Genomic DNA, 26,791 nt, shown 5'->3' with positions numbered 1-26,791 from the left:
TTAGACCCAAAGGCCGCCGAAACGGCTTCCCCTTTGGCCTGACGCGCTCTAGAGCGCTTTTCTTGAGTTCAGCGGAGAACCGCGTCCGATGCACCCCGTCCGCCCCGGTAAACTTCAGGCCCGTCCCTTGATGCTCGCCGCCGCCCTCGGCCTGGCGCTGCTGGTCGCCGCCTGCGGCCGCGGCGGGGTCGACGAGCGCCCGCCCGAGCCCGGCGACACGGCCGTGGCGCGGGTCGACGGCCACGCGGTCTGGGCCTCCGACGTCAAGCGCGAGGCGGTGGCGCAGGGCCTGATCGGCGAGGGCGAGCCGCTCGACGTCTCGTCCGACCTCTTCCGCCGCGTCCTCGACGAGGTGGTGGACCAGAAGCTGCTGGCCGCCGAGGCCATGCAGCGCAAGCTCGACAAGGATCCCGTCGCCCAGCGCCGCCTGGCGGCCGCCCGCGAGCGCATTCTCGGCGACATGCTGGTCGAGGGCATGGTCGAGAAGGCCGTGACCGAAGACAACATCCGCGGCCTCTACGCCGAGCAGCAGAAGCTGGCCAAGCAGTCCGAAGAGATCCGCGCCCGCCAGATCCTGGTGCCCAGCCAGGCCGAAGCCGAAAGCGTCAAGAAGCTCTTGGCCACCGGCGCCTCGTTCGACGCCCTGGCCATGGAGCGCTCGAAAGACGAAGCGACCCGCTTCAAGGGCGGCGACCTCGGCTACTTCACCGTCGACGTCATGCCCGAGGCCTATGCCGGCGCCCTGAAGGACGCCAAGGCCGGCGACCTGATCGGTCCGTTCCACTCCGACGGCCAGTGGGTGGTGCTGCGCGTCGAGGACAAGCGCCTGGAAGCCCCGCTCAGCCTGGAAGAGACCCGCCCCCAGATCGTACGCTTCCTGACCTACGACCAGGTCCGCGACCTGCTGGAGAAGCTGCGCTCGGGCGCCAAGGTGGAGATGCTGGTCGGCAAGGGCCAGGACGTCCCCGGCGCGCCGCAGGAGCCGGCCTCCGCTCCGGCCGGCGCCGCCGCCCCCGTTTCCGACCTCGACAGCGCGCCGCCCGCCTCGGCGCCCGCCCAGACCCCGGCCAAAAAATGACCCGCAAGCCTGCAAAGACCCCGACCAAGACCACCGCTCCGAAGGCCGCCGAAAAGACGCCCGCGACCACGACTCCGGCCGAGATCGTCGGCCAGGTCGGCGCCAGCGTCGGTCAGGCCCTGGACCGCGCCCTCGATCCGCTGGCCTCGGCCCTGAAGCGCGCCGGCCTGCGCCGCGCCCAGAAGTCGGCCGGCGAGACCCCTGTCCCGACCGCCGCCCCCGCGACGCCCGCCGCCGCGCCGGGCAAGCCGGGCCTGGCCGTCTCGCCGCTGGTCGTGCCGTTCCCGACCATCCCGCCGATCGCCGGCGTCGAGATCGCCACCGGCCGCGCCGGCTTCTACAAGCACGAGCGCCCCGACCTCTTGCTGATGCGCTTCGCCGAGGGCACCTCGGGCGCCGGCGTCTTCACCCGCCACGGCGTCGGCTCGGCTCCGGTCGACTGGTGCAAGCGTCAGCTGGCCGCCAGCGGCGGCGGCGACGTGCGCGCCCTCGTGGTCAACGCCGGCTGCGCCAACAGCTTCACCGGCAAGCCCGGCGCCGACGCCGTGCGCCGCGTGGCCACCGCCGTGGGCAAGCGCTTCGACTGCCGCCAGCGCGACGTGATGATGGCCTCGACCGGCGTCATCGGCGTCATCCTCGACGACAGCAAGATCACCTCCAACCTGCGCGAGGTGGAGACCCGCCTGACGCCGGACGGCTGGGCCCAAGCGGCCTCGGCGATCATGACCACCGACACCTTCCCGAAGGGCGCTTACGCCACGGCGGTGATCGACGGCCATGAAGTGAAGATCGCCGGCATCGCCAAGGGCTCGGGCATGATCGCGCCGGACATGGCCACCATGCTGGCCTTCGTCGCCACCGACGCCGCCATCGCTCCGGCCGCCCTGCAGACGCTGGTCTCTCTGTACACCCGCACCACCTTCAACTGCGTGACGGTGGACGGCGACCGCTCGACCAACGACACCCTGCTGCTGTTCGCCACCGGCCAGTCGGGCGCGCCCAAGATCAGCCGCCCCGGCGACAAGCGCCTGGCCGACTTCCGCGAAAAGCTGGAAGGCGTACTGCTGGATCTGGCCCTGCAGCTGGTCCGCGACGGCGAGGGCGCCACCAAGTTCGTCAAGATCACCGTCAACGGCGCCGAAAGCCCGCTGTCGGCCCGCAAGATCGCCCGCACCATCGCCGAAAGCCCGCTGGTCAAGACCGCCTTCGCCGGCGAGGACGCCAACTGGGGCCGCATCGTCATGGCCGTCGGCCGCGCCGACGAGCCGGTCAACCGCGAGAAGATCAGCGTCAAGTTCGGCGACCTCTTCGCCGCCCGCGACGGCCTGGTCTCGGCCGAATACGACGAGGCGGCCATGAGCGCCTACATGAAGCACCAGGAACTCGAGGTCACCGTCGAGGTCGGCGTCGGCAAGGGCAGCTCCACCGTCTGGACCTGCGACCTGACCAAGCAGTACGTGGCGATCAACGGGGATTATCGGTCGTAGGGTCACCCCCTACCGACCTGCCCCCATCCCTCCACCGTAAAACCCCCGCGAAAGCGGGGGCCCAGGCGTTTTATCGTCGAGCGCGGCGCGTTTCAGAAAACACCTGGGTCCCCGCTTTCGCGGGGATTTTACGGAAGGGGTAAGGCCTGGGCCTGCCCCCCTCTTCACCGCGCGCCGCGATCATGGCGGCGGCCGGCGCCTGCCCACCCTATATGCGGCAAGATCGACGCCCCCGACCGATCTTCGCAGCAGAGAAGCGCGCCATGAAAATCCTGATCGTCCTCACCTCGCACGACACCCTCGGCGACACCGGCAAGAAGACCGGGTTCTGGCTCGAAGAGCTCGCCGCGCCCTACTACGTGTTTAAGGACGCCGGCGCCGAGATCGTCCTGGCCTCGCCCAAGGGCGGGCAGCCGCCGCTCGATCCCAAGAGCGACCTGCCGGACTTCCAGACCGACATGACCCGCCGCTTCCAGGCCGACGAGGCCGCGCTGGAAGCCCTCGCCAAGACCGTTCCGCTGGACGCCGTCGACGCTGCCGATTTCGACGCGGTCTTCTATCCCGGCGGTCACGGACCGCTGTGGGACCTGGCGGAGTCGCCCGCCTCGATCGCCCTGATCGAAGCCTTCGACCGCGCCGGCAAGCCCCAGGCCCTGGTCTGCCATGCCCCGGGCGCCCTGCGCCACGTCAAGGCCGCCGACGGCCGCCCGCTCGTGGCCGGCCGCAAGGTCACCGGCTTCACCAACGGCGAGGAAGACGCCGTCGAACTGACCGACATCGTGCCGTTCCTGGTCGAGGACATGCTGAAGGCGAACGGCGGCCTCTATGAGAAGGGCCCCGACTGGGCCCCCTATGTCGTCACGGACGACGACCTGATCACCGGGCAGAACCCCGCCAGCAGCGACGCCGTCGCCCACGCTCTGGTCAAACGCCTGGCAGCCAAGGCCTGAGCTTGTCTCCAACCGCAAAACCCCCGCGAAAGCGGGGATTTTACGGAGAAGGCTGATCAGCGGGCTGAGCGCCGAGCCGCATCAGGCCTCGGCGCCGGTCGGCTCGAACTTGGCGAACTGCTGGGTGCTGGGACAGTCGGCGCAGTCGCGCGAGGGCGTGCGCCGTTGCAGGTCGCGCAGCCGCCCCGGCAGCGCCTCCAGGTCCGCCGGCTCGCGAAGCTGGTCGACGGACAGCGCAAAATGCTGCGGCGTGAAGCTGCACGGCGCGATCCGGCCGGCCTCGTCGATAAACAGGAACCGCTCGGCGACCCGGCAATCGGCGATCGGCAGCGGCCGGCCCGCTACGGTGTCGGCGATCCGCGCGACATAGGACGCTCCGCCGACCAGGCCCGCGCCGAGACCCGCCAGTTCGGCGCGCAGCCCCGGCAGCAGCGCGGCCAGGAACGTCACATCGTCCGGACGAAGGCGATGGTCGGGGAAGAACTCGGGACGATCGCGACCGCCCAGCTGGTTGAAGCTGATCTCGTCGACGCCCCAGCCGGCCAGGGTCCGGCACAGCGCCTCGAAGTCGGCGATGTTGTCGCGCATCAGCACCACGTTGGCGCGGACCTTGAGCGCGGCGCCGGCCGCGTCGCGGTCGGCCACGAGCGCGGGCACATAGCGCGAGAGCTTGTCGAACGCCCCCGGCCAGCCCCGCATCCGGTCATGGAAGGCGGCGGGACCGTCGATGCTGATCGTCACCTCGCGATAGCGCCGCACCAGTTCGTCACGGACCCGGGGCGAGCCGAGCCTCGTGCCGTTGGTGGTCAGGCTGAGTTCCAGCCCCTGGTCGACGGCGCGGGCGCTGAGCGCCGACAGCGGCTCCCAGAGCAAGGGCTCGCCCCCAAGCCAGCTGAGCAGGACGGAACGGCCCTGCGCCCGACGCCAGTCGCCGAGCAGGTCTATGGTCCGCTCCACCCGGGCCGGGTCGACGGCGTGCCTGGGTCCGTCCACCCGCTTGTCGTAGGCGCAGAACGGGCAGGACAGGTTGCAGGCGTCGAAGACCCGCCACAGGACGATCAGGCGGCGGTCGGTCTCGGCGGCGTACGTCACGTTGAACCTCCTGATCGAGCAGACTTGCGAGCCTCGGCCGCAGCGGCCGGAGCGCGGAGCGGCTAAGCCGCCTCGCTGCGCGCCCGCACGTCGGCCAGCGTGTGGTCCACCAGCAGCGCCCCGTCCTCCCACACCGTGACCATGGCGTCGGTCCAGCCGGCCTCCACCGCCTCGTCTTCGCCCACCGCCACCGTCCGGTAGTCGCCGGCCGCGTTCGTCTGCAGCATCAGCCGCCCGGCCTTGGAGCGCTTGCCGGGGTCGGTGACGGGGTTCTTGCTGACGTCGATCCACACCCCGTCGACCTTGGCGGCCGAGCACTTCAAAGCAAAGCGCTGGGTGTCGCGGTCGAGTTGTTGCAGCAAGCCGCCGCCCATGCCGAAGGCGAGGTTGTCGGCGGCGAAGCCATCGGCGATCACCCGCTCCAGGATCGCGGCGATGCTGACCGGATTGACCCCATCGCCCTGGATCACCCGCACGTGGTTCAGCACCTTGTAGCCCTTGGCGTTGACCGTGCTGCCGAAGGCCTCGTCGAGGCGCTTCAGGGTTTCGGCGACGATGCTGACGGGATCGCCGGAGTCGGGCCGCACCACCAGGGTCGCGCCGCTGGCGATCACCTCGTCGCGCAACTCCTGGCCCCAGATCCGGCTGACGGCGTCGAACAGGTCGTAGCTGTCGGACACCACCGAGAACAGGGCGCCGGGCTTGCCGAAGCTCTTGAGCATGTTGCGGTAGGCGTCGGCCTCGCGGTCGCGGCCCCAGCTGGTGATCGTGCTGTGCTCGGCGGCTGGGATGGAGAAGGCGGCCATGGGCTCGTTGTACCAGGCGCGCCCGGCCTGCACCGCCGCCAGGGTGTCGCTGCCCAGGAAGTTGACGAGGTGGGCCAGCCCGCCGATCGCGGCGCTCTCCCGGCTGGAGACGCCCCGCGCCCCGAAGTCGTGCAGCTTGAACGGCAGCTGGCCGGCCGGATCGTCGCTGGTCTTCTCCAGCGCCGCGCGGATCGTCTGCTTGACGCCCCAGCTGGTGGTGGCGACGGTCACCGGATACCAGACCCGCAGCAGCAGGGTCTCCAGGTACGACGGCAGCCAGAAGCACTCCGGGTCGGTGTTCTCGATGGTCATCAGCGCCTGGTGCGTCGGAACCACCGTCCCTTCCGGCACGGCGCGGATGCGCACCGGCAGGCGGCCGCCGTGCACGTCGACGATCCGCCGCCAGCCGGCCTCGTTGAACGGCTCGCCGTGCGCCGCCAGCAGCTCGGCGGCCTCGTCGACCATGGCGTGGGTCACCGGCCTGGCCAGCGCCGTCTTCAGGATCGCCTGCAGGCCGAAGAAGACCGTGCGGTCGTAGCGCCCGCCCCGGCTCTCCACATAGGAGAAGGCGCCGGTCACGCCGGGCGGATATTGCAGCCAGTGGCTGGCCTTGTAGCTGTCGGTGTCGAGGATCAGGTTGTCGAACATCGCGGAAGCTCCTTCGCGCGGGGAGTGACCGTCTCGTCTCTCGGGGCGGTTTCGTGGATTTGATCTGAAAGCGCCGTCAGGCGGCGCCGACGAAGTGTTCGAGGATGTGGAAGTGGTCCTCGAAGAACTGCTCCTCCATCAGCAGCGCCTCGCTGACGGGAACCCAGCGCGCCTGCTCGGCGTCGTCGGAGCCCTTCACGCGCGGCAGCGGGCCGGCGGGGAAGTCGAAGTGGAAGGCGTGGGTGATGGTCCGCCCGCGCAGCGAGCGGTCGGGGTGGTCGAACACCCGCGCGGCCTTGATCGAGCCGCGCAGCACGGCCGGCGGGATCTTCAGGCGCGTCTCCTCATGCAGCTCGCGGATCGCGGCGGCCTGCACCGTCTCGCCCTGGTTCACGAAGCCGCCCGGCAGGGCCCACAGCCCCTTGCCCGGCTCGGCCCGGCGGCGCACCAGCAGCACGTGGCCGGAATGCACGACCACCGCGTCGGCGGTGACGAAGGTCGGCGGATAGGGCGCGGCGGCCCAGGCCTGGCGATAGGTCTTGATGAAGGCGTGCTCGCGGGCCAGCTGGGCGTAGGCGGGCGAGCCGTCGCGGAAGGCGCCGAGCATCTCGAACACCGGCCCGGGCACATTGGCCTCCACGAGGCGCAGACCCCCCGCCTCGCCGGCGAACAGCCAGTCGCGCAGTTCGGTGGCCGACAGCACGTCGGCGTGCTGCACGTCGACCAGCTCCCACTGCGGAAAAGCCGCCAGATAGGTCGCGGTGGCGTCGTCCTTGTTGCGGCCGATCAGGCCGACCTTGGCGTCTTCACCGGCGCCGTCCGCCACCAGGGCCTCGGCCACCAGACGCTGCACGTCGCCGACCCACAGGGTGTCGCCATAGAGGCGGTCGCGCAGCGGCGCCACGATCAGCCGGGCCGCGTCGTCGCCGGCCGCGGCGCGGATCATCACGGCCCGCTCGGCGGCGTTGAAGGGGTTGCGGATGGTGCGCGGCTGGCCGGCGCTGCCGGTGAGCACGATCACCTTCTCCGCCAGCCGCAGCGCATGTTTCAGCACGCTGGCGTGGCCGTTGTGGAACGGCTGGAAGCGTCCGATCAGGACCAGATAGTCGAAGCGCATGAGACTCCCTCACGCCGATGTCCGCCGCCGGTCTATCCGGCGACATGGGTTATGCTAACTTTGAGCAAAAGGTGTTGTCAACCCGGACGTGCAGGGCTCGCCTTCTTTAGGGAAACCCTCTCTCATGGAGAGAGGGAGGGGCCCGCGCCGTAGGCGTGGGAGGGTGAGTGGGTAGGCGAAGCCCCCGGACAATCTTGGCGACGATCTTGGCGCTGTTGCGGGCGATGTGCTGGCACGCCGGCTGAAGGTGTAACCACTCACCCTCCCATCGCTGCGCGATGGGCCCCTCCCTCTCTCTAAGAGAGAGGGTTTTCGCGCCTGCCATCCGCAACGGATCCAAGCCGCCCCTATGGTGAGACCCCCTCTGTCAGCCACAAGGGCGGGAATGACGGGCGGATAGGGAGCGGGCAAGGAGACCTCAGAACCCGTAGAGCGCCGCGTATTCCGCGTCCTTGGCGGCGATCTGCTTGGCGCAGTCGACCATCACCTTGGCCTGTTTCCAGGTGGCGTCGTCCTGCATCTTGCCGTCGATCATCGCCACGCCCGAACCGTCGGGCATGGCCTCCAGAATCCGCTTGGCGAAGGCCACCTCGGCCGGGTCGGGGCTGAAGACCTGCTTGGCGATGGCGATCTGACTGGGGTGCAGGCTCCAGGCCCCGGCGCAGCCCATCAGGAAGGCGTTGCGGAACTGCTGCTCGCAGGCGACCGGATCGTCGATCGCCCCGAACGGCCCGTAGAACGGCTTGACGCCATGGGCCGCGCAGGCGTCGACCATCTTGGCGAAGGTGTAGTGCCAGAGGTCCTGCTGCACGCTGACGCGGGGCGATCCGTCCGTATGCGGATCTTCGATGACGCGGTAGCCCGGATGGCCGCCGCCGACCCGGGTGGTCTTCATCGCCCGGCTGGCCGCCAGATCCGCCGGACCCAGCGAAATCCCCTGCATGCGCGGGCTGGCGCCGGCGATCTGCTCGACGTTCATCACCCCCTCGGCCGTCTCGAGGATGGCGTGCAGCAGGATCGGCCGGGTCACCCCGTGCTTGGCCTCCAGCGAGGCCAGCAGCTGGTCGATGTAGAAGATGTCCCACGGCCCCTCGACCTTGGGGACCATGATCACGTCGATCCGGTCGCCGGCCTTCTCGACCAGGGTCGCCACCTCGTCCAGGTGCCAGGGCGAGTTGAGGCAGTTGATCCGCACCCACAGCCCCACGCCCAGGGCCTTGAAGTCGACCTCGCGCGACAGGGCGATCGTGCCCGCCAGGGCCGCGCCCTTGGCGTCGGCGGGGATGGCGTCCTCCAGATTGGCCAGGATCACGTCGACCGTGGGGGCGATCTCGCCGACCTTGGCCCGCACCTTCTCCAGATGCGGCGGCACGAAGTGGATCATCCGCTCGACGCGGGCGGGCAGCTCGCGCCACGGCGCCGGCGCGCCGATGGCCAGGGGTTTGAAGAAGCCTCGGGCGGTCTTCATGCGCGTCTTCCCTGTGTTCTTATTTCGCAGTTGCGAGAAGACTGCGGCGCGGGCGCGAGGGGGTCAAGGGCGACGCGGGGGAAGGCCTCAGCTACTCCCCGCCGAGCCGGCTCCGCATGGCCGCGCGCCCCTCCGCCGCGGCGACCTCGGCCGAGGCGTAGATCCCCTCCGGCGACAGGGTATGCCACCCCTCTGCGACCACCTCGCCCTCATGTTCCGAAACGTAGTGGTACTGCTCCGCCCACGCGAAGAGGCCGTCACCCCGCAACAGCACCACGAAGCGGCGACGAGGGTGCAAGGCCGACGCGATCTCGACCTCCTCGGACGTTTCCACTGTCTGCATTGTCAGGCTGCTCCCTGTCCCGGCCTCGGCGGCGGCGCCTCGTCCGGATCCTCGCGGCCCAGTTCGTCGGCGGCGTCGTTCTGCGAGACGTGGGTCGCCGCCTTGCCCCGAGCCTTGCGCGCCGCGCGCGGTTCCAGCCGCAGGGCCGCCCGCGCGTCCTCGCCCTCCTCGCCGAACAGCCCCCGCAGCCGCACGTCGCGCTGCGGATAGGGGATCTCGATCCCGGCCCCGCGCAGGGCGTCGTCGATGGCCCAGGTATAGGCCGCGAAGATCGCCGCCGGCCGGCGCACGGCTTCCACGGTCGGCCAGACGATCAGCTCGAACTTCAGGGCGTGCTCGCCATAGCCGACCAACCACACCTGGGTGCGGCGCACGGCGTCGTCGGCGCTGGTGAAGGGCACGCTGCGGGCCGCCTTCAGCACCGCCTCGCGCACCACCTCCTTGTCGACCCCGAAGGCGGTGACGAACGGCACGCGGATGCGGCGGGTGGTGTTGCGCAGGGTCCAGTTGACCACCTGGTCGTTGACCAGCACCGAGTTGGGCACGATCACGTCGGTGGCGTCGTTGGTGCGCAGGCGCGTGGCGCGCGGCCCGATCTCGTGCACCACCCCGCGCGAGCCGTTCGACAGCTCGACGAAGTCGCCCACCGCGATCAGCCGCTCGAACACCAGGCTGACGCCCGACGCAAAGTCCTTGATCACCCCCTGCAGACCAAGGCCCACGCCCACCCCGACCGCGCCGGCGAACACCGTCAGCGAGGTCAGGTCGATGCCCATGGTCGACAGGCCCGCCAGCAGGCCCACCACAACCAGGCCGTAGGTCGTCAGCTTCTCGACCACATACAGCGACGAGGCGTTGTCGGCCGCCCGCGCCCGCAGCCGCCGCAGCCCCGCCGCAGCCAGCCGCGCGGCCAGCAGGGCGGCGATGACGATGACGATCCCGGCCCCCAAGCCCCCCACCGTGATCGCCGACTTGCCGAGCTTGACCAGCTCCAGGGCGTCCAGGCGTTGCAGCGGGTTGTCGGTCATGGGGTGGAGTTTGAGCCGTCGTCGGCGCGGCTTTCAAGCCCCGCCGCCGCAGACCCCCTCCGGCCCTCCGGGCCACCTCCCCCAGAGGGGGAGGATCTATCGCCGCAGATGCTCCCCCTCTGGGGGAGCTGTCGCGGAGCGACTGAGGGGGCCGGCGCCAGCCGGCTAGCGCCCCACCATCGCCAGCCCGGCCTCGGCATACCGCTCGCCCTCGACCGCCGTCTCCGGCACCGCGGCGGCGATCTTCGCCAAGTCGTCGGCGCTCAGCGCCACGTCCACCGCGCCGATGTTCTCCTCCAGCCGCGCGACCTTGGTCGTGCCGGGGATCGGCGCGATGTCCGGGCCCTGGGCCAGCAGCCAGGCCAGCGCTAGCTGAGCGGGGGTCACACCCTTTTCGCCGGCCAGTTCGACCAGCGCCTCGACCAGCGACTGGTTCTTGGCGATGGCCTCGCCCTGGAAGCGCGGCAGGGTCGAGCGGAAGTCGTCCTTGCCGAAACCGTCGCCGGCCTTGATCGCGCCGGTCAGGAAGCCCCGGCCCAGCGGGCTGTAGGGGACGAGACCGATGCCCAGCTCGCGGATGGTCGGCAGCACCTGGGCCTCGATCCCGCGCGTCCACAGCGAATACTCGCTCTGCAGCGCCGCCACCGGCTGCACCGCATGGGCCTTGCGGATCGTCGCCGCCCCGGCTTCCGACAGGCCGAAGTGCTTGACCTTGCCCTCGGCGATCAGGTCCCTGACCGTTCCGGCCACGTCCTCGATCGGCACGCCGGGATCGACGCGGTGCTGGTAGAAGAGGTCGATCGCCTCGACGCCCAGGCGCTTGAGCGACGCCTCGGCCACGGCGCGGATGTTGTCGGGCCGCGAGTTGACGCCCTTCATGCGCACGGTCCCGGACTCGTCGGGCCCGATGTCGAAGCCGAACTTGGTGGCGATCACGACCTTGTCGCAGAAGGGCTTCAGGCCTTCGCCGACCAGCTCTTCGTTGACATAGGGGCCATAGACCTCGGCGGTGTCGAAGAAGGTGACGCCCAGGTCCACCGCCTTGGCCATCAGGTCGAACATCGCCTGCTTGTCGGGCGCGGGGCCATAGGCCCAGCTCATGCCCATGCAGCCGAGACCGAGGGCGGAGACCTCCAGGCCGTCGCCGAGTTTGCGCGTCTTCATGGGCAGCTCCTTGTGCGAAATGGGGGCCGCGGACGTCGCCGCGACGGCAGGGAGATGGGCCTTGGCGGGCCAAACGATAACCGCTTGCGGTCTCAACGCACTCCTGAGCATCTCTCAGCAATGTCGCCCCGCCCCCTGCCCGACCTCGCCGTCTTCGCCCTGGTGGCCGAGCGCCGCAGCTTCCGCGCCGCCGCCCAGGCCCTGGGGGTGACGGCCTCCGCGCTCAGCCACGCGATCCGCAACCTGGAGACCCGGCTGGACGTGCGGCTGCTCAACCGCACCACCCGCAGCGTCGCCCCCACCGAGGCCGGCGAGCGGCTGCTCGCGAGACTTGGCCCCGCCCTGGCCGACATCGACGCGGCGCTCGACGAGATCGCCCAGTTCCGCGACCGACCCGCCGGGCGCCTGCGCATCAACATCGCCACCACGGCCGCCCGCATGCTGCTGGCCCCGCGCATCGGCGGCTTCATGAACGCCTATCCCGACGTGCGGGTCGAGATCGTCTGCGAGGACGCCCTGTCCGACATCGTCGCCGGCGGCTTCGACTGCGGCGTGCGCCTGGGCGAGCGGCTGCAGGCCGACATGATCGCCATCCCCTTGAGCGGCGAGCTCTCCCAGGCCCTGGTCGCCACCCCCGACTACATCGCCCGCCACGGCGCCCCCCAGGAGCCGGAAGACCTGATGAGCGGCCACCGCTGCCTGCTGGTGCGCCGGTCCTCCGGCGCGCCCTATCCGTGGGAGTTCGAGCGCAAGGGCCGCCTCGTCGTCGTCACCCCGCCCGCCTGCCTGCTCACCGACAACGGCGCGGTGCTGCTGGAGGCCTGCAAGGGCGGGGCGGGACTGGCCTTCCCGTTCCGCGAAGCCGTCGCCGACGACATCGCCGCCGGCCGTCTCGTCTCGCTGCTGGAAGACTGGTGCGAGCCCTTCCCCGGCTTCTTCCTCTACTACCCCAGCCGCCGCCAGCTCTCCCCGGCCCTGCGGGCCTTCATCGACTGGATGCGGTTCTAAGCGCCGACACGGCCCAACGCGCGACAAGGTTTACGCGCTGTTCACAACTCGCCCTCATGTTGAGCTTGAAAACTCGACACGCGCAGCACGCGCACCGGTGAGGACTTCCATGGTCACGGCCGTCGCCCCCTCTCCCTACAGCTACGACCCCGTGGCGCACGCCCAGGCGAGCTTGCCGGGGCTGCGGCGTCTTTACGAGTTTGCTCACGTGTCGTTCGACGAGGCCGCCTATCTGAAGCAGGCCCAGAACCGCAAGGACATGTACGCCCAGGCGGCGGGCGCTTACGAGCGGCGCGAAGCCATACTGGCGCAGGCCGAGACGTCCATCCAGGCGCTGAACCTTCCGGAATATGTCGAGCCGGCCGTGAAGGTGGACCTGTCCCCGGAGGCCAAGGCGGCCCTGGCGAAAGACGCCGCGCAGAAGCCCGCCGAAACGTCCGACGCAACGCCCACGACCGCTGTCGCCGTCACCCCGACCACGGGCGCGACCACGGCCGTCGCCGCGCCGGTCGAGACCTACCCCAAGGGCTCGCTCGCCTCCGAGAACAACCAGATGGCCACAGGCATGGCCAAGGCCGCGCGCAACAACATCGAGATGCTGGGCCTGGACATCAGCCTGATCAACGGCGGCGTCTGGATGCTGAACAACACGGCCAAGTTCGACGAAATGCGCGCCCAGGGGATGGGCGGCGAGGTCGACATGATGGTCTACATCTCCGAAAAGTGGATCAACAGGGGCCTCTCCAGCCTGAACGCCACGCTCCGTGGGATGAACAGCCGGTTCGAGGTCACGGGCGCGCCGCTCTACCGCACGACCGAGGGCAAGCTCAGGATCGGCGACTTCACCCAGTCGGCCGGCGAGGCCGGCTGGTCGGTGTCGGTGCGCTCGACGGGCGAGGTCACGGCCATCGCCAACGGCCGCGACGTCAGCGACCAGGTCGACGACAGCTCCGCGTGGGGCTTTCGCTGGTCGGACGTCATCGCCGCCCGCAAGGCCCGGGACGCCGCCCTCGCGGCCGAAACCTCAAAGACGGCCGCGATCGGGACCACGGCGCCTGCGAGCACGGCCTCGGCGACCGCCGCCACCCTGGCCGTTCCGGTCAGCGCCGCCGCCTCGACCGCGGCGGTCGCCCTGGCGACCCTGAGCAACGTCGGAAAGACGGTCGACCGCTCGATCTGACGGCCCCCGCGAAAATTCGCCTCGACGATGTCGGGGCGGCGGGCGTTCCTTCGTCCTCGGGAAGACGCGGCGACCAGGCCGCCAGCCAGGAGGAGGACGCCATGCCCAAGATCACCCCGTTCCTGTGGTTCGACACCCAGGCCGAGGAGGCCGCCGAGTTCTACGTCTCGATCTTCCCCAATTCGCGGATCCTGTCGGTCAACCGCTATCCCGACGACGTGCCACCGCCGGCCGGGCCGGGCGGCTCGGTGTCGACGGTCTATTTCGAGCTCGACGGCCAGGGCTTCACCGCGCTGAACGGCGGCCCGCACTTCAAGTTCGACGAGGCGGTGTCGTTCACCGTCGACTGCGACGGCCAGGCCGACGTCGACCACTACTGGGACGCCCTGCTGGCCGGCGGCGGCCAGCCCTCGGCCTGCGGCTGGCTGAAGGACCGCTACGGCCTCTCCTGGCAGATCACCCCGCGCCAGCTGATCGAGCTGACCACCGGTCCCGACAAGGCCGTCGCCGGCCGCGTCTTCGCCGCCATGATGCAGATGGTGAAGATCGACGTGCCGACCCTGGAGAGGGCCGCGCAGGGCGAATAGGATTTAACCCGGGTAATATTGACTCTGATTTTTATCCGGACAAATTAGGCGGCGCGCTTTTCAGGGAGCCGCCGCCCATGTCGTCCGCCGCCTCTTCCGCCCCCTCTTCCGTCGCCCGGATCCCCGCCGTCGCCCGCGCCCTGCGGACGGCGTTCGCGGCCGACGCCGTCGATTCCGAGACGCGGCTGACCGGCGGGCTCTCCGGCGCCGGCAGCTGGCGCATCCGCGTCGGCGGCGTCCCCTATGCGCTGCGCATCGACACGGCCCGCGACGCCGTGCGCGATCCGGCCCGCGCCCAGGCCTGCCAGCGCATCGCCGCCGACGCCCTGTTCAGCCCGCGCCTGCGCTGGGCCGATGCGGAGAGCGGCGTGACGATCGTGGAGTGGATCGAGGCCCGGCCCCTGTCGGACTTCCCCGGCGGCGCCCTGGTGGACGAACTGGCCCGCACCGTGCGCCTGCTGCACGAGACCCCGGCCTTCCCGCCGGCGATCGACTATCTCGACGCCCTCGAGGGCCTGGTGCGCGGCCTGCTGGCCCGGCCGCTGCTGGCGCCGGCGACCCGCGAGGCGACGGCGAGCCTGTGGGACGGACTGGCCACGGCCAGCCGCGCGGCGGGGTGCGAGCCGGTCTCCAGCCACAACGACCTCAATCCCCGCAACATCCTCAGCGACGGCGCCCGGCTGTGGCTGATCGACTGGGAGTCGGCGTTCCTGGCCGACCGCTATGTCGACCTGGCCGCAATCGCCAACCTGTTCGCCCCCGGCCCCGAGGCCGCCGACCGCCTGCTGGCCGTCTATTTCGGCGCGCCGCCGACCGACGCGCAGCGCGGCCGCCTGGCCCTGGCGCGCCGGGTCAGCCACCTGTTCTACGCGGTGATGTTCCTGACCGCCGCGGCGAACGAGCGCCCCGACGCCCGCCTCGCCGAGGCGACGCCGGCCCGTCCCCTGGCCAACCTGCACGCCGCCCTCGGCGTCGGCGAACCGCTGCTGGACACCTGGGACGGCCGGGTCGAGTACGGCCTGGCGCGGCTGGCGGCGGCCTAGGCGCCGCCTCAGGCCTTCTTGACGAACTCCGTCCGCAGCACCAGGCCCCTCACCTTGTCGACATTGGCCTCGATCTCTTCGGGGTCGCCGGTCAGGCGGATCTTCTTGACCAGGGTGCCGCGCTTGAGGGTCACGCCGCCCGAGCCCTTGACCTTCAGGTCCTTGATCAGGGTGACGTTGTCGCCGTCGGCCAGGATCGCGCCGTTGGAATCGCGGGTTTCGTCGGACATGGATAGTCTCCTTCGTCGGCCGGGCGGCGCGAAGGCGAAGCCCTTACAAAAGTTGCGGGCTTTCTAGGATGCGGCGGCCGAAGGCGTAAAGGCCTCCGGCCGTCTTTTCCTGCAGGGTCTTCTCCCTACTGCGTCTTCAGGAACTCGATCACCGCCGCCCGCTCCTGCGCGGTAAGGGCCGGGCCGACCACGCCCTTGGTCCCGGCCGGGGCGTCGCGGAACTCGTGGCCCTTGTTGGAGCTGCCCTTGACGCTGACGTCCAGCTTGAAGGCCCCGCGCGGGCAGGCGGCCTTGACGTCCAGGCCGACGGCCTTGGGGTCGTAGGCGCGGTTGCCCAGGCAGAAGCTCGACGGCCGCTCGCCCGGCGCGCCCAGCAGGGCGGTGAGCGACGGCACCGAGCCGTTATGCAGATAGGGCGGCGCCGCCCAGATGCCGTTCAGCGGCCGGGCCTTGTAGGCCGGCGGGGCCTGGATGCAGTTGGGACGGTTGCCCTTGTCGGCGTCGGCCTCGAGGCTCTTGATCGGCGTGCCCTCGTCGACGTGGAACTTGTCGACCACGAACTGCACCGCCGAGGCCAGGGCTTGGCCGAAGGTCATGTCGGTGGCCGCCGGCGTCGGCGTCGTGAAGCAGGTCACCCCCGTGGTCGGGTCGGTCACGCCCGGCTGCAGACCCAGGGCCAGCGGCGTCTTGATCTTGCGGGCCGACAGGATCTCGGCCTGGCCGGGATCGGTGCCAACCACGCTGAGCGGGATGATGTTGACCTTCAGATAGCTCTCGCCGTGCTCGTTGGCCGTGGTCCACAGCGAGGGGGTGTAGAGCGCCTGATTGGGGTCATCGACCGGCGGCAGGTGGCAGCCCTGGCAGCGCAGGGCGTAGACCTTGCGGCCCGCCTCCGCCTTGGCGATGTCGATCCGGCCCAGCACGTCCTGCGGCCACTTCGGACCCGACAGGCCCTTGAAGCCGCGCACCCGGCCGTCGGGCTCGCGATCCAGCGGGTTGGGGCCTTCGATCTGCTGCTCCATCCGCGCCAGGTTGCCCACCGGCACCGACGAGTCCCACAGCTTGTGGGGCTGGTCGTAGGTGGTCATGTTCACCCGCGCCAGCACCCCGATCGCCTCGCCGACATTGCGGATGGCCGGCTGGCCGATCGAGCCGTCGTACTGCGCCCAGGTGAACCACGGCGTGGTCCACAGGTGCGGATACTTCACCGGCGCGCTCAGGGCCGCATAGTTGACCAGCGGGTCGAAGGTCGCCGACTTCACCGGCAGCAGGTTGACGTAGAACACCTCGTTGCCGATGCGGTTGAGGGCGTCCAGGCGGTTGAAGCCCTCGGGCACGCCGTCGCGCTTGTCGATCGCCGACGTCGCCTTGGCCGCCGCGGCCAGGGTCTTGATCGTCGCCTTCAGGTCGGCGTGCAGCTGCTTGCGCTGGGCCTTGGTGGCCTTGGGGCCGAGCACCCGGTCGGCGAACGAATTGAAGCGCCAGGGCAGCACGTCGGTCAGCAGCAGGGCCGCGCCCAGGGTGCTGGTCAGCTGGCCCAGGCTCGAGGCGGCGTTGCCGCCGTCGATGCGCAGGGAGACGCCGTTATATTCCAGGTGGCCCGTGTGGCAGGCCGCGCAGGTCAGGCCCACCTGGTCGGGCAGCATCTTGCCGGTGGTCGGATCGGCATAGGCCTTGGTGATCGCGAAGCCCACCGGCATGCCGGCCGGATTGAGGCCCTGGTTGCTCTCGACCTTGGCGTCGGCGGCCACGCCGCCGATCTTGTGCTTGTAGCCGTAGGCCTTCTCGCGCCAACCGGCGGGACCCGCCTGGCCGCCGCCCGACGGCGGGCTGGGGATGAAGCCCAGCTTCTGCATGTAGCCGTCGTTGATGAACAGCGTCTCCTTGCCGGGCAGGATCTTCGGTTCGGCCACGGCCACGAACCAGGCGTAGGGGATCGGCAGGGTCGAGGTGCCCTGGGTGGCGTGGTGGAACCAGTAGCGGTCGCTCTCGCTCCAGCCCTGGTCGAGCCAGCGGGCCTCGCGCACCGGCTGGGCCGGCGGCAGCGGCGGCTCGACGAAGGACAGGACCTTCTGGATCCCGATCCCCACCGCCACGAAGACGACCAGCGCCAAGATCCACAAGGCGGCTTTCTTGAATCCCGACATCGACGTTCCCCTCCGCGACGCACCCCATAAGAATGCAATTTTGAGGACTCATCAACATGGGATACAATTTCTGGAAGTGATGCGCATCGCCCTCTCGTGGCGGGCGCGTCTCGGGGCCGCTTTTTTTTCAGAACAACCAAACCCGCCAAGCCGAGGTCAAAGATGGTCGATGTCGCAGCATCATCGTTCCTGGACGCCTACGACGCCGCGCAGCAGCCGCAGCAGAAACTGGGCCTCCTCTATCAGTGGATCGCCACCAAGCCCTTGGCGCTGTTCAAGGAATTGCGAACCCGGCGGCCGATCCTGGTCACGCCCGGCGGGCCGACCCTCCTGGCGATGTTCGCCGACGTCGAGGAGGCCCTGACCCGGAACCTGCAGTTCACGGTCAAGCCCTACGCCCCCAAGATGGACCCGGCCGTCGGCCCGTTCATGCTGGCCCGCGACGGCACGGTCTACAACCAGCGCGACAAGAGCATCATGCGCGCCCTGATCCAGCAGGCCGACCTGCCCAGCGTGCGCCAGACGGTGGCCAAGATCGGCGCCAAGCTGATCGCCCAGGGCGCCTCGCCCGACGGCCGGCTGGAGCTGGTCTCGCAGGTCACCCGTCCCGGCCCGATCGCCCTGACCGGCCAGTACTTCGGCTTTCCGGGGCCGGACCTGACGGCGATGCTGCGCTGGTCCTACGCCACCCAGAACGACATGTTCCACAACCTGACCGACGACCCCAAGGTCCATGCGGCCAACATCGCCGCCGGGGCCGAGATGCGGTCCTACCTGGAAGACTTCCTGCCCCGCCGCGCCAAGCAGGTGAAGGCCGATCCCAAGCTCGACGACGTCGTCTCGCGCATGCTGCGCCTGCAGACCCCGCCGCAGATCGGCTTCGACCAGGGCCGGATCCTGTCCAACACCATGGGCCTGCTGGTCGGCGGCATCGAGACCACCTCGGCCGCCATCGTCCAGGCGATCGACCAGCTGCTCGACCGGCCCGACCAGATGGTCGCCGCCAAGCGCGCGGCCCAGGCCAATGACGACGCGACCTTCGACGCCATCTTCTGGGAGGCCCTGCGCTTCAACCCGATGGCCCCGTTCGTGGTCCGCCTGCTGGTCGAGCCCTACACGATCGCCGCCGGCACCCCGCGCCAGACCACCCTGGCGGCCGGCACGGTGGTGTTCGCCAGCGTCGCCTCGGCCATGCACGACGGCACGGTGGTTCCCGATCCGGAAACCTTCAAGCCCGGCCGCCCGGCCTATCACTACCTGCACCTGGGCTTTGGCGAGCACCGCTGCCTGGGCGACCAGGTCAGCCTGATGCAGGCCCCCGAACTGGCCAAGCAGATCATCAAGGCCGGCTTCTGCAAGCGCGCGGCGGGCGCGGCCGGCCATCTCGACTTCAAGGGCGGCCCGTTCCCGGAAAGCCTGGTGCTGACCAAGTAGGGGCGTTGCGGGAGCCCCTCGGCTCCCGCATTCTCGCCGCCAGCACGTTTCAGTCAGCCGGGCGTCGTCGATGCGGTTCGAGAAGGTATGGGACAAGGTCGTCGCCACCGGCGTCTGGTTCTATGACGGCAGCGTGCCCCAACTCGTCGAGATCAAGGCCAGCAACTACGACCACGGGTACGAAGCCGAACTCGACGACTATGAGTACGAGGAATCCATCGGCAATCCCGACGGCTTGAAAAGGCCCGAACCTCATCCGCTCGGTCCCGGCGGGTGGCTCTACCGCGTCGATGGCTGGTTCGGCGGCTACTTCGAAAGCCTCGGCGCTGCGAAGGCCTGGGTCGACATCCAGCCTTGGGGGCCGGTGACCTGGACTGCCGCCGATGACGAAAACGGCAAGGCGGCTCATCCATGATCCCCGCCGGCTATCTCCTCAAGCGCATCGTCACCCCGCCGGAATTCTTGCAGGGGGCGGCGATCGCCGACGTCTGCAGCGTCTCCGACTGCGTCAACGAGGACGTGATCGATCTCCAGAACATCTGGGCGCACAACGGCTTCGGCGTCGCCAATGCGCCCGCCGACCTGTGGAGCCGCCTGCCCGATCCCGATCCGAGCGCGGGCAAGGCCGTCGATGACGGCGTGCTGTTCTACTACGAGGTCTACGAGCGGGAGATCCCGTCCGACGGCTGGACCTTCGATCCCAGCGACTGGCGACCGCTGTCGCCGCCGACCGCGCCCGGCGTGGACACCGCCGTCGTCCCGCCGTCGGAAGGCCTGAAGACCCAGCTGATCGGCTACGACGTGGTGGTGTTCGACGACTTCCTCTGCCACTCACCACTGTCCTGCAACAGCGTCGCGGAAGAGCTGCCGGTCAACGCCCGCTGTCTGTTCGACACTCTCGACGCGGCCAGGGCCGCCATCGACGCGGGCGCCTTCGGCGGCGGCTGCGAGGACGGGATCTACCGGATCTTCTCGGTCAGCATCGTGACGGCGGCGTCGGCGACGACCTAGGCTTCCGCGGCTTGTCGACAGGCGCTGCATACGATCTGCATCGACGCGTGGCATGCTCGGCCCAGAGGTGGAACGAAGGGGGCGACAGGCGTCGATGAGGTTCGCACTGCTTGCACTGGGCGCGGCGCTCACGGCGGCGATGGCGGTCTTCGCCTTCACGCCCCTGGCCTGGGTGCTAGCGGGGCGGCCCGCCGAGTCCTATCCGGAAATCCTCTTCTGCTTCATCGGCCTGCCGCTGGCCCTGGTCGTGCTCGCCGCTGGCGGACTGGCGGCCAGGCGCGCGCCGCCGCCCGGACGCGGCGTCCTGGTCGCCCTGCGCGTCGTGGCTGGGCTAGCGACCGCCGGAAGCGCGCTACTGCTGTCGGCCCTGCTACCCTGGAGCCTGCCGCCTTGGAGCCTGCCGGACGACGGGCTGCCGCAATTGCTGCTGAACGCCGTCTGCCTCGCCACGCCCATCCTGGTGATCGCCCTGGCCGTCATCGCCGCCCTGGTCTTCGGACGGCGGCGGCGCGGCGTACTCTAACCCTTCCGCCCCAGCGGATGCTTGGTCCGCACCACCTCGGCCAGGTGTTCGCCGGCGACGTGGGTGTAGATCTGGGTGGTGCCGATGTCGGCGTGGCCCAGCAGGGTCTGGATGACGCGCAGGTCGGCGCCGCCCTCCAGCAGGTGGGTGGCGAAGGCGTGGCGCAGGACGTGGGGGCTGACCTTCTCGCGGTCGATGCCGGCGGCGATGGCGGCGTCCTCCAGCAGTTGCGAGACGCGCCGCCCCGTCAGCCGCCCGCCCTTGCCGCGCGAGGGAAAGAGCCAGGCGCTGGCCTTCTCACCCTTTGGCAGGAATTGTGGCCTTTCCTCTAAATAGGCCTTCACCGCCGTGCGGGCCGCGTCGTTCAGCGGGGCCAGCCGCTCCTTACCGCCCTTGCCCTTGACCATCAGGAAGGCCGGATCCCGCGCCAGGGCCGACAGCGGCAGGGCCAGCAGCTCCGATATCCGCAGGCCCGAGGCGTAGAGCAGTTCGATGATGCAGGTCAGGCGCAGGCCCTGGGCCCCGTCCTTGGCCGAGGCGGCGGCCAGCAGGGCGTCGATCTCGGCCCGCGACAGCACCTTGGGCAGGGGCCGGCCGGCCTTGGGCGCGACCACCCGGCGGGAAGGATCGTCGGCCCGCCAGCCCTCGCCCAGGGCGAAGCGATAGAACTGCCGCACGGCCGAACGCCGCCTGGCGGCGGTAGCCGGTGAAAGTCCGCGCGCGCCGAGGTCCTGGAAATAGGCCTCGATCGCTTCGGCGTCGGCGGCGTCGAGATCATTGCCCGCCCGTCCCAGGAAGCCCCGGGCGTCGGCCAGGTCCTTCTCGTAGGCGCGCAGGGTGTTGGCGGCGGCCGCGCGCTCGACGGCCATCATCTCCAGGAAGGCCTCGACCCAGCCCTCTGCCCTCCCCCCCCCTTTGGGCGCGCTCACTTCTTCTTCGCCGCAGGCTTGGCGGCCGGCTTGGGCGCTGCCGCCTTCGGCGGGGCCGGCGGCGCGGGCAGCAGGCCTTCGACGGCGATCGCCCGGGCGTCGGCGGCCAAGCCCGCGCGGTTCAGGGCCGAGACGATGCGGGCGCGGTCGCCCGCCGACGGGCCGGCCACGCCGGCTTCCGCCGCAACCGACAGGGCCAGCAGGGCGGCCTCGCCCTTGCGGCCGGCGGCGGCGGCGCTGTCGAGCAAAGCCAGGCGCGCGGCCGAGGCGGTGGACTTGCCGGCCTCGAAGCCGGCGAAGGTCGCGCGGTCCTCGGGGCTCAACGCCCCGCCCAGGGCTTGCAGCACCACGGCGGCCGGCTGGGCCGGCGACTTAGGTCCGCCCGCCGCGCCCAGCTCCACCAGCCGGTCCAGCGCCTGGTCGGTCGAGCCGCCCGACGCCGCCGCCAGGGCCGCGTCGAACAGGGCCAGGTCCTGCGGACCGACGCCGGGGATGGCGTCGGCCGTCATGCCGCCGCGGATCGCCTGGGCGGTCTTGACGTCGCCCGCCGCCAGGGCCGCGCGCAGGAACAGCGCCTGGTCGATCGGTCCTCCGGCCCCAGCCGCAGTAGCGATCAGCGGCGCGGCGGCGCGGGCGGCGGCGGCGTAGTCCGCCCCCGGCCTGGCGGTGCGCAGGAACGCCCAGTCCGAGGCCTGCGCGGCCGCCACGTCGGTCGGGGCCGGCGCGATCACCGGGCGCAGGGCGGGCGAGGCCGTGGCCGCCGCCGCCGGCGTGCGGATCTCCAGCGCCAGGGTGGTCGACAGGGCGAAGTTGATCCCGCTGCTCAGGTCGCCCGTCCCCGTCGCCGGCGTCTTGGCCAGCAAGGCGGTCATCAGCCGGGCGTAGGCGGGATCCTTGCCCTGCTGCTGGGCGAGGTTGAAGGTCAGCTGGGCCTGGTCGAGCTGACCCGCGCGCTGCTGGCAGAAGGCCCGCAGCCGCAGCCAGTAGCCCGCCCCGCGATCGACGCTGAGGGCGTCGGCGATGGCGCAGGCCCGCTCGTCGTCGCCACGGATCAGGTTGGCCTCGGCCGCGGCCATGGCCAGGGCGGCGTTCTGGTCGAGGCCCGGCGTGCGGTCCAGCACCTGCTTGGCGCCCGCCGCCTCGCCCAGGGCGACCAGGGCCAGAGCCCGCGCTCCGCCCATCGCCGGATCGTCGCCCACGCCCTTGGGCGCATGGGCCCCGGTCGCCAGCACCCGGCGGGCCAGTTCGGCGAAGGCCGGCGACAGCGGCCTGGCCGCGAGGGTTGGCAGGATCTGGCGCATCAGCTCCGGCGAGGCGTCCTTCCACAGGTCGCCCGGCAGCCCCGTCTCGGCGGCCGGCGTCGAGAACAGGTCCGGCGGCGCCAGGGTGGTCACGGCCACCGCCCCCGAAGCCGGCGGCGCCTCCTGGGCCCGGGCGGAAGCGACGGCGATCACCGACAGGGCGGCGGCGAGCAGGAGCGAGGAACGCGGGGAGAAAGCCATGCCCCCACTATGGCAAGGAAGCACGGCAGGCAGAAGACGGTCCGGCGGCCGGAAGGGGGCGCGGACGTAACCTTGGTCGTCCAGAAAGGCTTGCGGGCCGCCGAATTTGGGTCCAATTGCGGAAATGTACAGCTTACGTTGCGTGAGCTTGAGCCTTGGGGGGCTCCAACGTCCGGTCGGACGGGAGTGGTCGAGCAGCGCCGATCATCCGCAGGAGATCCCGCCGAATGCCCCTTTCTCCCCCCGATAATCGCCTCCCGCCCGTGGCCAGGCTGTGGCTGCTGCTGCTGGGCGCGGTCATCCTAGCCGCCGGGCTGTTCTTCGTGGTCGGCGGCGGCAAGCTGCTGAGCCTGGGCGGCAGTCCCTACTTCCTGGTCGCGGGCCTGGCGCTGGTCGCGGCGGGCGTGCAGATCTGCCGGGCCAAGGCGAGCGGCGCCCTGCTGTTCGGCGCGGTGTTCGTGCTGACGGTGCTGTGGGCGGTCTGGGAGTCGGGCTTTGCGTTCTGGCCGCTGATCTCACGCCTGTTGGCGCTCAGCGTCGGCGCGGCCGTGGTCGCCTTCTCCTATCCGCTGATGGCGCGGGCCAGCGGCAAGTCGCCGGCCTTCGTTCCGGCCCTGGCGCTCGGCGCGGTTCTGGCCGTGGGCTCGGCCGCCGGCTTCGCCAGCATGTTCTTCGCCCATCCCACCGTGGCCTTCGCCGGCGCGGCGGGCGGCCTCGTCCCGGTCGACCCGGCCAAGGCCCAGAAGAACTGGGAGGCCTACGGCAACACCCCCGGCGCCAGCCGCTTCGTGGCCCTGGGCGAGATCACCCGCGACAACGTCAAGGATCTGAAGGTCGCCTGGACCTACCGCACCGGCGACGTGGCGGTCAGCGACGGCAACGGCGCCGAGGACCAGGACACCCCGCTGCAGGTCGGCGACACCGTCTACATCTGCACCCCGCACAACAACGTCATCGCCCTGGACGCCGACACCGGCCGCGAAAAGTGGAAGACGATCGTCGACGCCCACGCCTCGGTGTGGATGCGCTGCCGGGGCCTGGCCTATTTCGACGCCGGCGCGCCGCTCGCCCAGCCCACCGTCTCCGGCGCCACGCCGATCCTGACGGCGAGCGTGCCGGAAGGCGCGCCCTGCCGCCGCCGCATCCTGATGAACACCATCAACGCCGTGCTGATGGCCTTCGACGCCGACACCGGCAAGGCCTGCGAAGGCTTCGGAACCGGCGGCCGCGTCGATCTGAAGGCCGGCCTGGGCGACGCGCCCGACCCGCAGTACCAGCTGACCGCCGCCCCGACCCTGGCCGGCACCACCATCGTGGTCGGCGGCCGCATCGCCGACAACGTCCAGGTCGACATGCCCGGCGGCGTGGTGCGCGGCTTCGACGTCATCACCGGCGCCCTGCGCTGGGCCTTCGATCCGGGCGATCCGTCGGTCACCAAGGACCCGCCGGCCGGCAAGACCTACGCCCGCTCGACGCCCAATGTCTGGTCGTCGATGTCGTACGACGCCGCCTCCAACACCGTGTTCATGCCGGTGGGCAGCGCCTCGGTCGACCTCTATGGCGTCACCCGCAGCGCGCTCGACCACCGCTACGGCGCCTCGATGCTGGCGCTCGACGCCACCACGGGCCGCGAGAAGTGGGTGTTCCAGACCGTCCACAACGACCTCTGGGACTTCGACGTGCCGATGCAGCCCAGCTTCATCGACTTCCCCAAGGCCGGCGGCGGCTCGGTTCCGGCCCTGGTGTTCGGCACCAAGGCCGGCCAGCTCTATGTACTCGACCGCGCCACCGGCAAGCCGCTGACCAAGGTCGAGAACGTCCCGGTCAAGGCCGCCAACATCCCCGGCGAGCCCTACGCCCTGACCCAGCCCAAGTCGGTCGGCATGCCGCAGATCGGGTCCCAGACCCTGAAGGAAGCCGACATGTGGGGCGCCACGCCCTTCGACCAGTTGCTGTGCCGCATCGCCTTCAAGGGCATGCGCTATGAGGGGCTCTACACCGCGCCGGGCACGGACAAGTCGCTGAGCTTCCCCGGCTCGCTGGGCGGCATGAACTGGGGCGGGCTGTCGACCGACCCGACCACCAACACCATCTTCGTCAACGACATGCGGCTGGGCCTCTGGGTGGAGATGACGCCGCAGGCCGCCAAGGCCACGGCCGCCGCCGGCGGCGAGGCGGTCAACACCGGCATGGGCGCCGTCCCCCTGAAGGGCACGCCCTATTCGGTGAACAAGAACCGCTTCCTGTCGGTGCTGGGCATCCCCTGCCAGGCCCCGCCCTACGGCACCATGACCGCCATCGACATGAAGACCCAGAAGATCAAGTGGCAGGTTCCGGTCGGCACGGTGCGCGACACCGGCCCGCTGGGGATCAAGATGGGCCTGCCCATGCCGATCGGCCTGCCCACCCTGGGCGGCAGCCTGGCCACCCAGGGCGGCCTCGTCTTCTTCGCCGGCACCCAGGACTACTACCTGCGGGCCTTCAGCTCGGCGACGGGCAAGGAGGTCTGGAAGGCCCGCCTGCCGGTCGGCAGCCAGGGCGGCCCGATGAGCTACCGCTCGCCCAAGACCGGCAAGCAGTACGTCGTCATCACCGCCGGCGGCGCCCGCCAGTCGCCCGACCGCGGCGACTACGTCATCGCCTACGCCCTGAAATGAGCGGGCGTCTCGAACGGCTGAGCGCCGCCGCCGGTCTGGCGGCGGCGCTCCTCGCCTCGTCGGCGCTCGTCTCGTCCGCCCTCGTCTCATCCGCTCTGGCCGAAGAGCGCACGACCCTGACCGGCGACTGGGGCGGCGTCCGCACCGACCTCGCCGAAGACGGGATCGCCTTCCGCGGCGACTACGTCTCGGAGACCTTCAGCGCCATCGACGGCGGCCTGCGCCATGGCGGCGGCTACACCCAGCAGATCCGGGTCGGCGCCGACTTCGACCTGGAGAAACTGTCGGGCTGGTCGGGCGCCATCGCCCACCTGACCTTCAACGACCGGCGCGGCAAGGGCGTGTCGTCCGACGTGGTCGGCAACCGCCTGCCGATCCAGGAAGCCTATGGCGGCCAGTATTCCCGGCTGACCGAGGCTTCCATCGAGCAGAAGCTGGACGGCGGGCGGCTGAACCTGCGGGCCGGCTATTTCGCCATGGGCAACGACCTGGGCGGCATGGCCATCGGCTGCAACCTGGTCAACGCCGCCTTCTGCGCCCACCCGCTGTCGATGTCGGGCGACAGCGGCTGGTACAACTACCCCAACGCCCGCTGGGGCCTGGCCGTGCGCTACGCCGTGCGGCCGAACCTGCTGGTGCGCACCGGCGCCTACCAGGTGAACCCGTCGCTGAACAACAAGGCCAACGCCTACAAGCCGTTCGCCTCGGGCTCGACCGGAGTGATGCTGCCGCTGGAGGTCGAATACGACCGCGGCGCGGCCTCTCACAATTCTGGGGGAGGCCTGCCCGGCCACTACAAGCTCGGCGCCTATTACGACAGCTCACGCGTCACCCGGCAGGGCGAGACCGGCAAGGTGAAGGGCCGCTACGGCGTCTACCTGCTGGCCGACCAGATGGTCTGGCGCCAAGGGAGCGGCGGCCGGGGCCTGTCGCTGTTCGGCCAGGTCACCCTCAATCCCAAGGCCTCGGCCCCGATCACCCGCTGGTACGAGGCGGGCTTCGTGCAGACCGGCACCTTCCCCGGCCGCGACGCCGACACCATTGCGCTCGGGATCGTCCACGCTGAGCTCAATCCACGCCTGCGCCAGGCCTATGCGGACGCCTCGCCGACCCTGGTCGACTACGCCTCGCTGCCGGCCGGCGAAACCGCGATCGAGCTCAGCTACGGCTGGCAGGCGACCCGCTGGCTGATCGTGCGCCCCGACGTGCAGTACATCATCGACCCCGGCGCCTTCAGCTATCGCTCGACGCCCAACGCCCTGGCGGTGGGGGCGCAGATCAAGGCGCAGTTCTGAAGCGGATCGGCGTTCACCAAGCTGGACGCTTTTTCCTCCGTGCGTCCCCGCGAAGGCGGGGATC

24 protein-coding genes are annotated in these 26,791 nt (G+C 70.5%); 13 read left to right on the top strand and 11 right to left on the bottom strand.

The window, feature by feature from the left end:
• Positions 1–130 precede the first annotated feature (130 nt).
• From AC2YHT_RS02735 to AC2YHT_RS02725, 3 genes are all read left to right on the top strand, one after another.
• The gene (locus tag AC2YHT_RS02735; RefSeq protein WP_487288059.1) at positions 131–1,078 is read left to right on the top strand and encodes a peptidylprolyl isomerase; all 948 of its coding nucleotides are present in this window, start codon (positions 131–133) and stop codon (positions 1,076–1,078) included.
• A complete protein-coding gene (gene argJ / locus AC2YHT_RS02730) occupies positions 1,075–2,565 on the top strand; it encodes a bifunctional glutamate N-acetyltransferase/amino-acid acetyltransferase ArgJ (protein WP_487288058.1) in 1,491 nt (496 codons plus the stop codon). The genes AC2YHT_RS02735 and argJ overlap by 4 nt, the downstream gene beginning before the upstream one ends.
• Before the next feature lie 263 nt (positions 2,566–2,828).
• On the top strand, positions 2,829–3,515 hold the full coding sequence (locus tag AC2YHT_RS02725; RefSeq protein ID WP_487288057.1) for a type 1 glutamine amidotransferase domain-containing protein: 687 nt from the start codon (positions 2,829–2,831) through the stop codon (positions 3,513–3,515).
• Positions 3,516–3,596: 81 nt separating this feature from the next.
• On the opposite strand, the gene AC2YHT_RS02720 is transcribed toward AC2YHT_RS02725, so the two are convergent.
• The 7 genes from AC2YHT_RS02720 to AC2YHT_RS02690 form a co-directional block, all read right to left on the bottom strand.
• The gene (locus AC2YHT_RS02720; RefSeq protein WP_487288056.1) at positions 3,597–4,607 is read right to left on the bottom strand and encodes a radical SAM protein; all 1,011 of its coding nucleotides are present in this window, start codon (positions 4,605–4,607) and stop codon (positions 3,597–3,599) included.
• A gap of 62 nt (positions 4,608–4,669) precedes the next feature.
• Positions 4,670–6,061: a nicotinate phosphoribosyltransferase gene (locus AC2YHT_RS02715; RefSeq protein ID WP_487288055.1), complete on the bottom strand. Its 1,392-nt coding sequence runs from the start codon at positions 6,059–6,061 to the stop codon at positions 4,670–4,672.
• A 76-nt stretch (positions 6,062–6,137) separates the two neighbouring features.
• A complete protein-coding gene (locus tag AC2YHT_RS02710; RefSeq protein WP_487288054.1) occupies positions 6,138–7,178 on the bottom strand; it encodes a bifunctional nicotinamide-nucleotide adenylyltransferase/Nudix hydroxylase in 1,041 nt (346 codons plus the stop codon).
• A gap of 418 nt (positions 7,179–7,596) precedes the next feature.
• Positions 7,597–8,646, bottom strand: coding sequence for an HpcH/HpaI aldolase/citrate lyase family protein (locus tag AC2YHT_RS02705; RefSeq protein ID WP_487288053.1), 1,050 nt, complete (start codon positions 8,644–8,646; stop codon positions 7,597–7,599).
• 91 nt (positions 8,647–8,737) lie between these two features.
• Positions 8,738–8,989: a hypothetical protein gene (locus tag AC2YHT_RS02700; RefSeq protein WP_487288052.1), complete on the bottom strand. Its 252-nt coding sequence runs from the start codon at positions 8,987–8,989 to the stop codon at positions 8,738–8,740.
• A 2-nt stretch (positions 8,990–8,991) separates the two neighbouring features.
• On the bottom strand, positions 8,992–10,017 hold the full coding sequence (locus AC2YHT_RS02695) for a mechanosensitive ion channel family protein (RefSeq protein WP_487288051.1): 1,026 nt from the start codon (positions 10,015–10,017) through the stop codon (positions 8,992–8,994).
• 165 nt (positions 10,018–10,182) lie between these two features.
• Positions 10,183–11,181, bottom strand: coding sequence for an aldo/keto reductase (locus AC2YHT_RS02690; protein WP_487288050.1), 999 nt, complete (start codon positions 11,179–11,181; stop codon positions 10,183–10,185).
• 120 nt (positions 11,182–11,301) lie between these two features.
• On the opposite strand from AC2YHT_RS02690, the gene AC2YHT_RS02685 reads away from it, so the two are divergent.
• From AC2YHT_RS02685 to AC2YHT_RS02670, 4 genes are all read left to right on the top strand, one after another.
• Positions 11,302–12,189 carry a LysR family transcriptional regulator gene (locus tag AC2YHT_RS02685; protein WP_487288049.1) on the top strand — a complete coding sequence of 296 codons (888 nt, stop codon included), beginning with the start codon at positions 11,302–11,304 and terminating at the stop codon, positions 12,187–12,189.
• A gap of 109 nt (positions 12,190–12,298) precedes the next feature.
• Positions 12,299–13,369, top strand: a complete 1,071-nt coding sequence (locus AC2YHT_RS02680; RefSeq protein ID WP_487288048.1) for a hypothetical protein — start codon at positions 12,299–12,301, stop codon at positions 13,367–13,369.
• A 101-nt stretch (positions 13,370–13,470) separates the two neighbouring features.
• On the top strand, positions 13,471–13,956 hold the full coding sequence (locus AC2YHT_RS02675; protein WP_487288047.1) for a VOC family protein: 486 nt from the start codon (positions 13,471–13,473) through the stop codon (positions 13,954–13,956).
• Between the two features lie 77 nt (positions 13,957–14,033).
• Positions 14,034–14,999 carry a phosphotransferase gene (locus tag AC2YHT_RS02670; RefSeq protein ID WP_487288046.1) on the top strand — a complete coding sequence of 322 codons (966 nt, stop codon included), beginning with the start codon at positions 14,034–14,036 and terminating at the stop codon, positions 14,997–14,999.
• Between the two features lie 8 nt (positions 15,000–15,007).
• Here AC2YHT_RS02670 and AC2YHT_RS02665 read toward each other — a convergent pair whose 3' ends face one another.
• Complete coding sequence (locus AC2YHT_RS02665; protein WP_487288045.1) at positions 15,008–15,229, bottom strand: alkylphosphonate utilization protein; 222 nt, start codon at positions 15,227–15,229, stop codon at positions 15,008–15,010.
• A gap of 125 nt (positions 15,230–15,354) precedes the next feature.
• On the bottom strand, positions 15,355–17,376 hold the full coding sequence (locus AC2YHT_RS02660; protein ID WP_487288044.1) for a di-heme-cytochrome C peroxidase: 2,022 nt from the start codon (positions 17,374–17,376) through the stop codon (positions 15,355–15,357).
• Positions 17,377–17,538: 162 nt separating this feature from the next.
• Between AC2YHT_RS02660 and AC2YHT_RS02655 the strand changes: the two genes are divergently transcribed.
• The 4 genes from AC2YHT_RS02655 (at position 17,539) to AC2YHT_RS02640 (ending at position 20,344) form a co-directional block, all read left to right on the top strand.
• Complete coding sequence (locus tag AC2YHT_RS02655; protein WP_487288043.1) at positions 17,539–18,810, top strand: cytochrome P450; 1,272 nt, start codon at positions 17,539–17,541, stop codon at positions 18,808–18,810.
• Between the two features lie 70 nt (positions 18,811–18,880).
• Positions 18,881–19,225, top strand: a complete 345-nt coding sequence (locus tag AC2YHT_RS02650) for a hypothetical protein (protein WP_487288042.1) — start codon at positions 18,881–18,883, stop codon at positions 19,223–19,225.
• Complete coding sequence (locus AC2YHT_RS02645) at positions 19,222–19,821, top strand: hypothetical protein (protein WP_487288041.1); 600 nt, start codon at positions 19,222–19,224, stop codon at positions 19,819–19,821. The genes AC2YHT_RS02650 and AC2YHT_RS02645 overlap by 4 nt, the downstream gene beginning before the upstream one ends.
• Before the next feature lie 94 nt (positions 19,822–19,915).
• Positions 19,916–20,344, top strand: a complete 429-nt coding sequence (locus tag AC2YHT_RS02640) for a hypothetical protein (RefSeq protein WP_487288040.1) — start codon at positions 19,916–19,918, stop codon at positions 20,342–20,344.
• Here the strand turns inward: AC2YHT_RS02640 and AC2YHT_RS02635 are convergent.
• Together AC2YHT_RS02635 and AC2YHT_RS02630 are read right to left on the bottom strand one after the other, a co-directional pair.
• The gene (locus tag AC2YHT_RS02635; RefSeq protein ID WP_487288039.1) at positions 20,341–21,273 is read right to left on the bottom strand and encodes a site-specific tyrosine recombinase XerD; all 933 of its coding nucleotides are present in this window, start codon (positions 21,271–21,273) and stop codon (positions 20,341–20,343) included. The two genes, AC2YHT_RS02640 and AC2YHT_RS02635, sit on opposite strands and share 4 nt — an antisense overlap.
• Complete coding sequence (locus AC2YHT_RS02630) at positions 21,270–22,775, bottom strand: hypothetical protein (protein WP_487288038.1); 1,506 nt, start codon at positions 22,773–22,775, stop codon at positions 21,270–21,272. Before AC2YHT_RS02630 ends, AC2YHT_RS02635 begins: the two co-directional genes overlap by 4 nt.
• Before the next feature lie 227 nt (positions 22,776–23,002).
• On the opposite strand from AC2YHT_RS02630, the gene AC2YHT_RS02625 reads away from it, so the two are divergent.
• Positions 23,003–25,432 (top strand): membrane-bound PQQ-dependent dehydrogenase, glucose/quinate/shikimate family, encoded by a 2,430-nt coding sequence (locus tag AC2YHT_RS02625; RefSeq protein ID WP_487288037.1) that lies wholly within the window; start codon positions 23,003–23,005, stop codon positions 25,430–25,432.
• Complete coding sequence (locus AC2YHT_RS02620; RefSeq protein WP_487288036.1) at positions 25,429–26,727, top strand: carbohydrate porin; 1,299 nt, start codon at positions 25,429–25,431, stop codon at positions 26,725–26,727. Before AC2YHT_RS02625 ends, AC2YHT_RS02620 begins: the two co-directional genes overlap by 4 nt.
• Positions 26,728–26,791 lie beyond the last annotated feature (64 nt).

It is taken from the genome of Caulobacter sp. SRI_008, from assembly GCF_057586355.1.
Note: the sequence above shows the minus strand (reverse complement) of the source record. Positions and strands in the feature narration are given on the sequence as shown.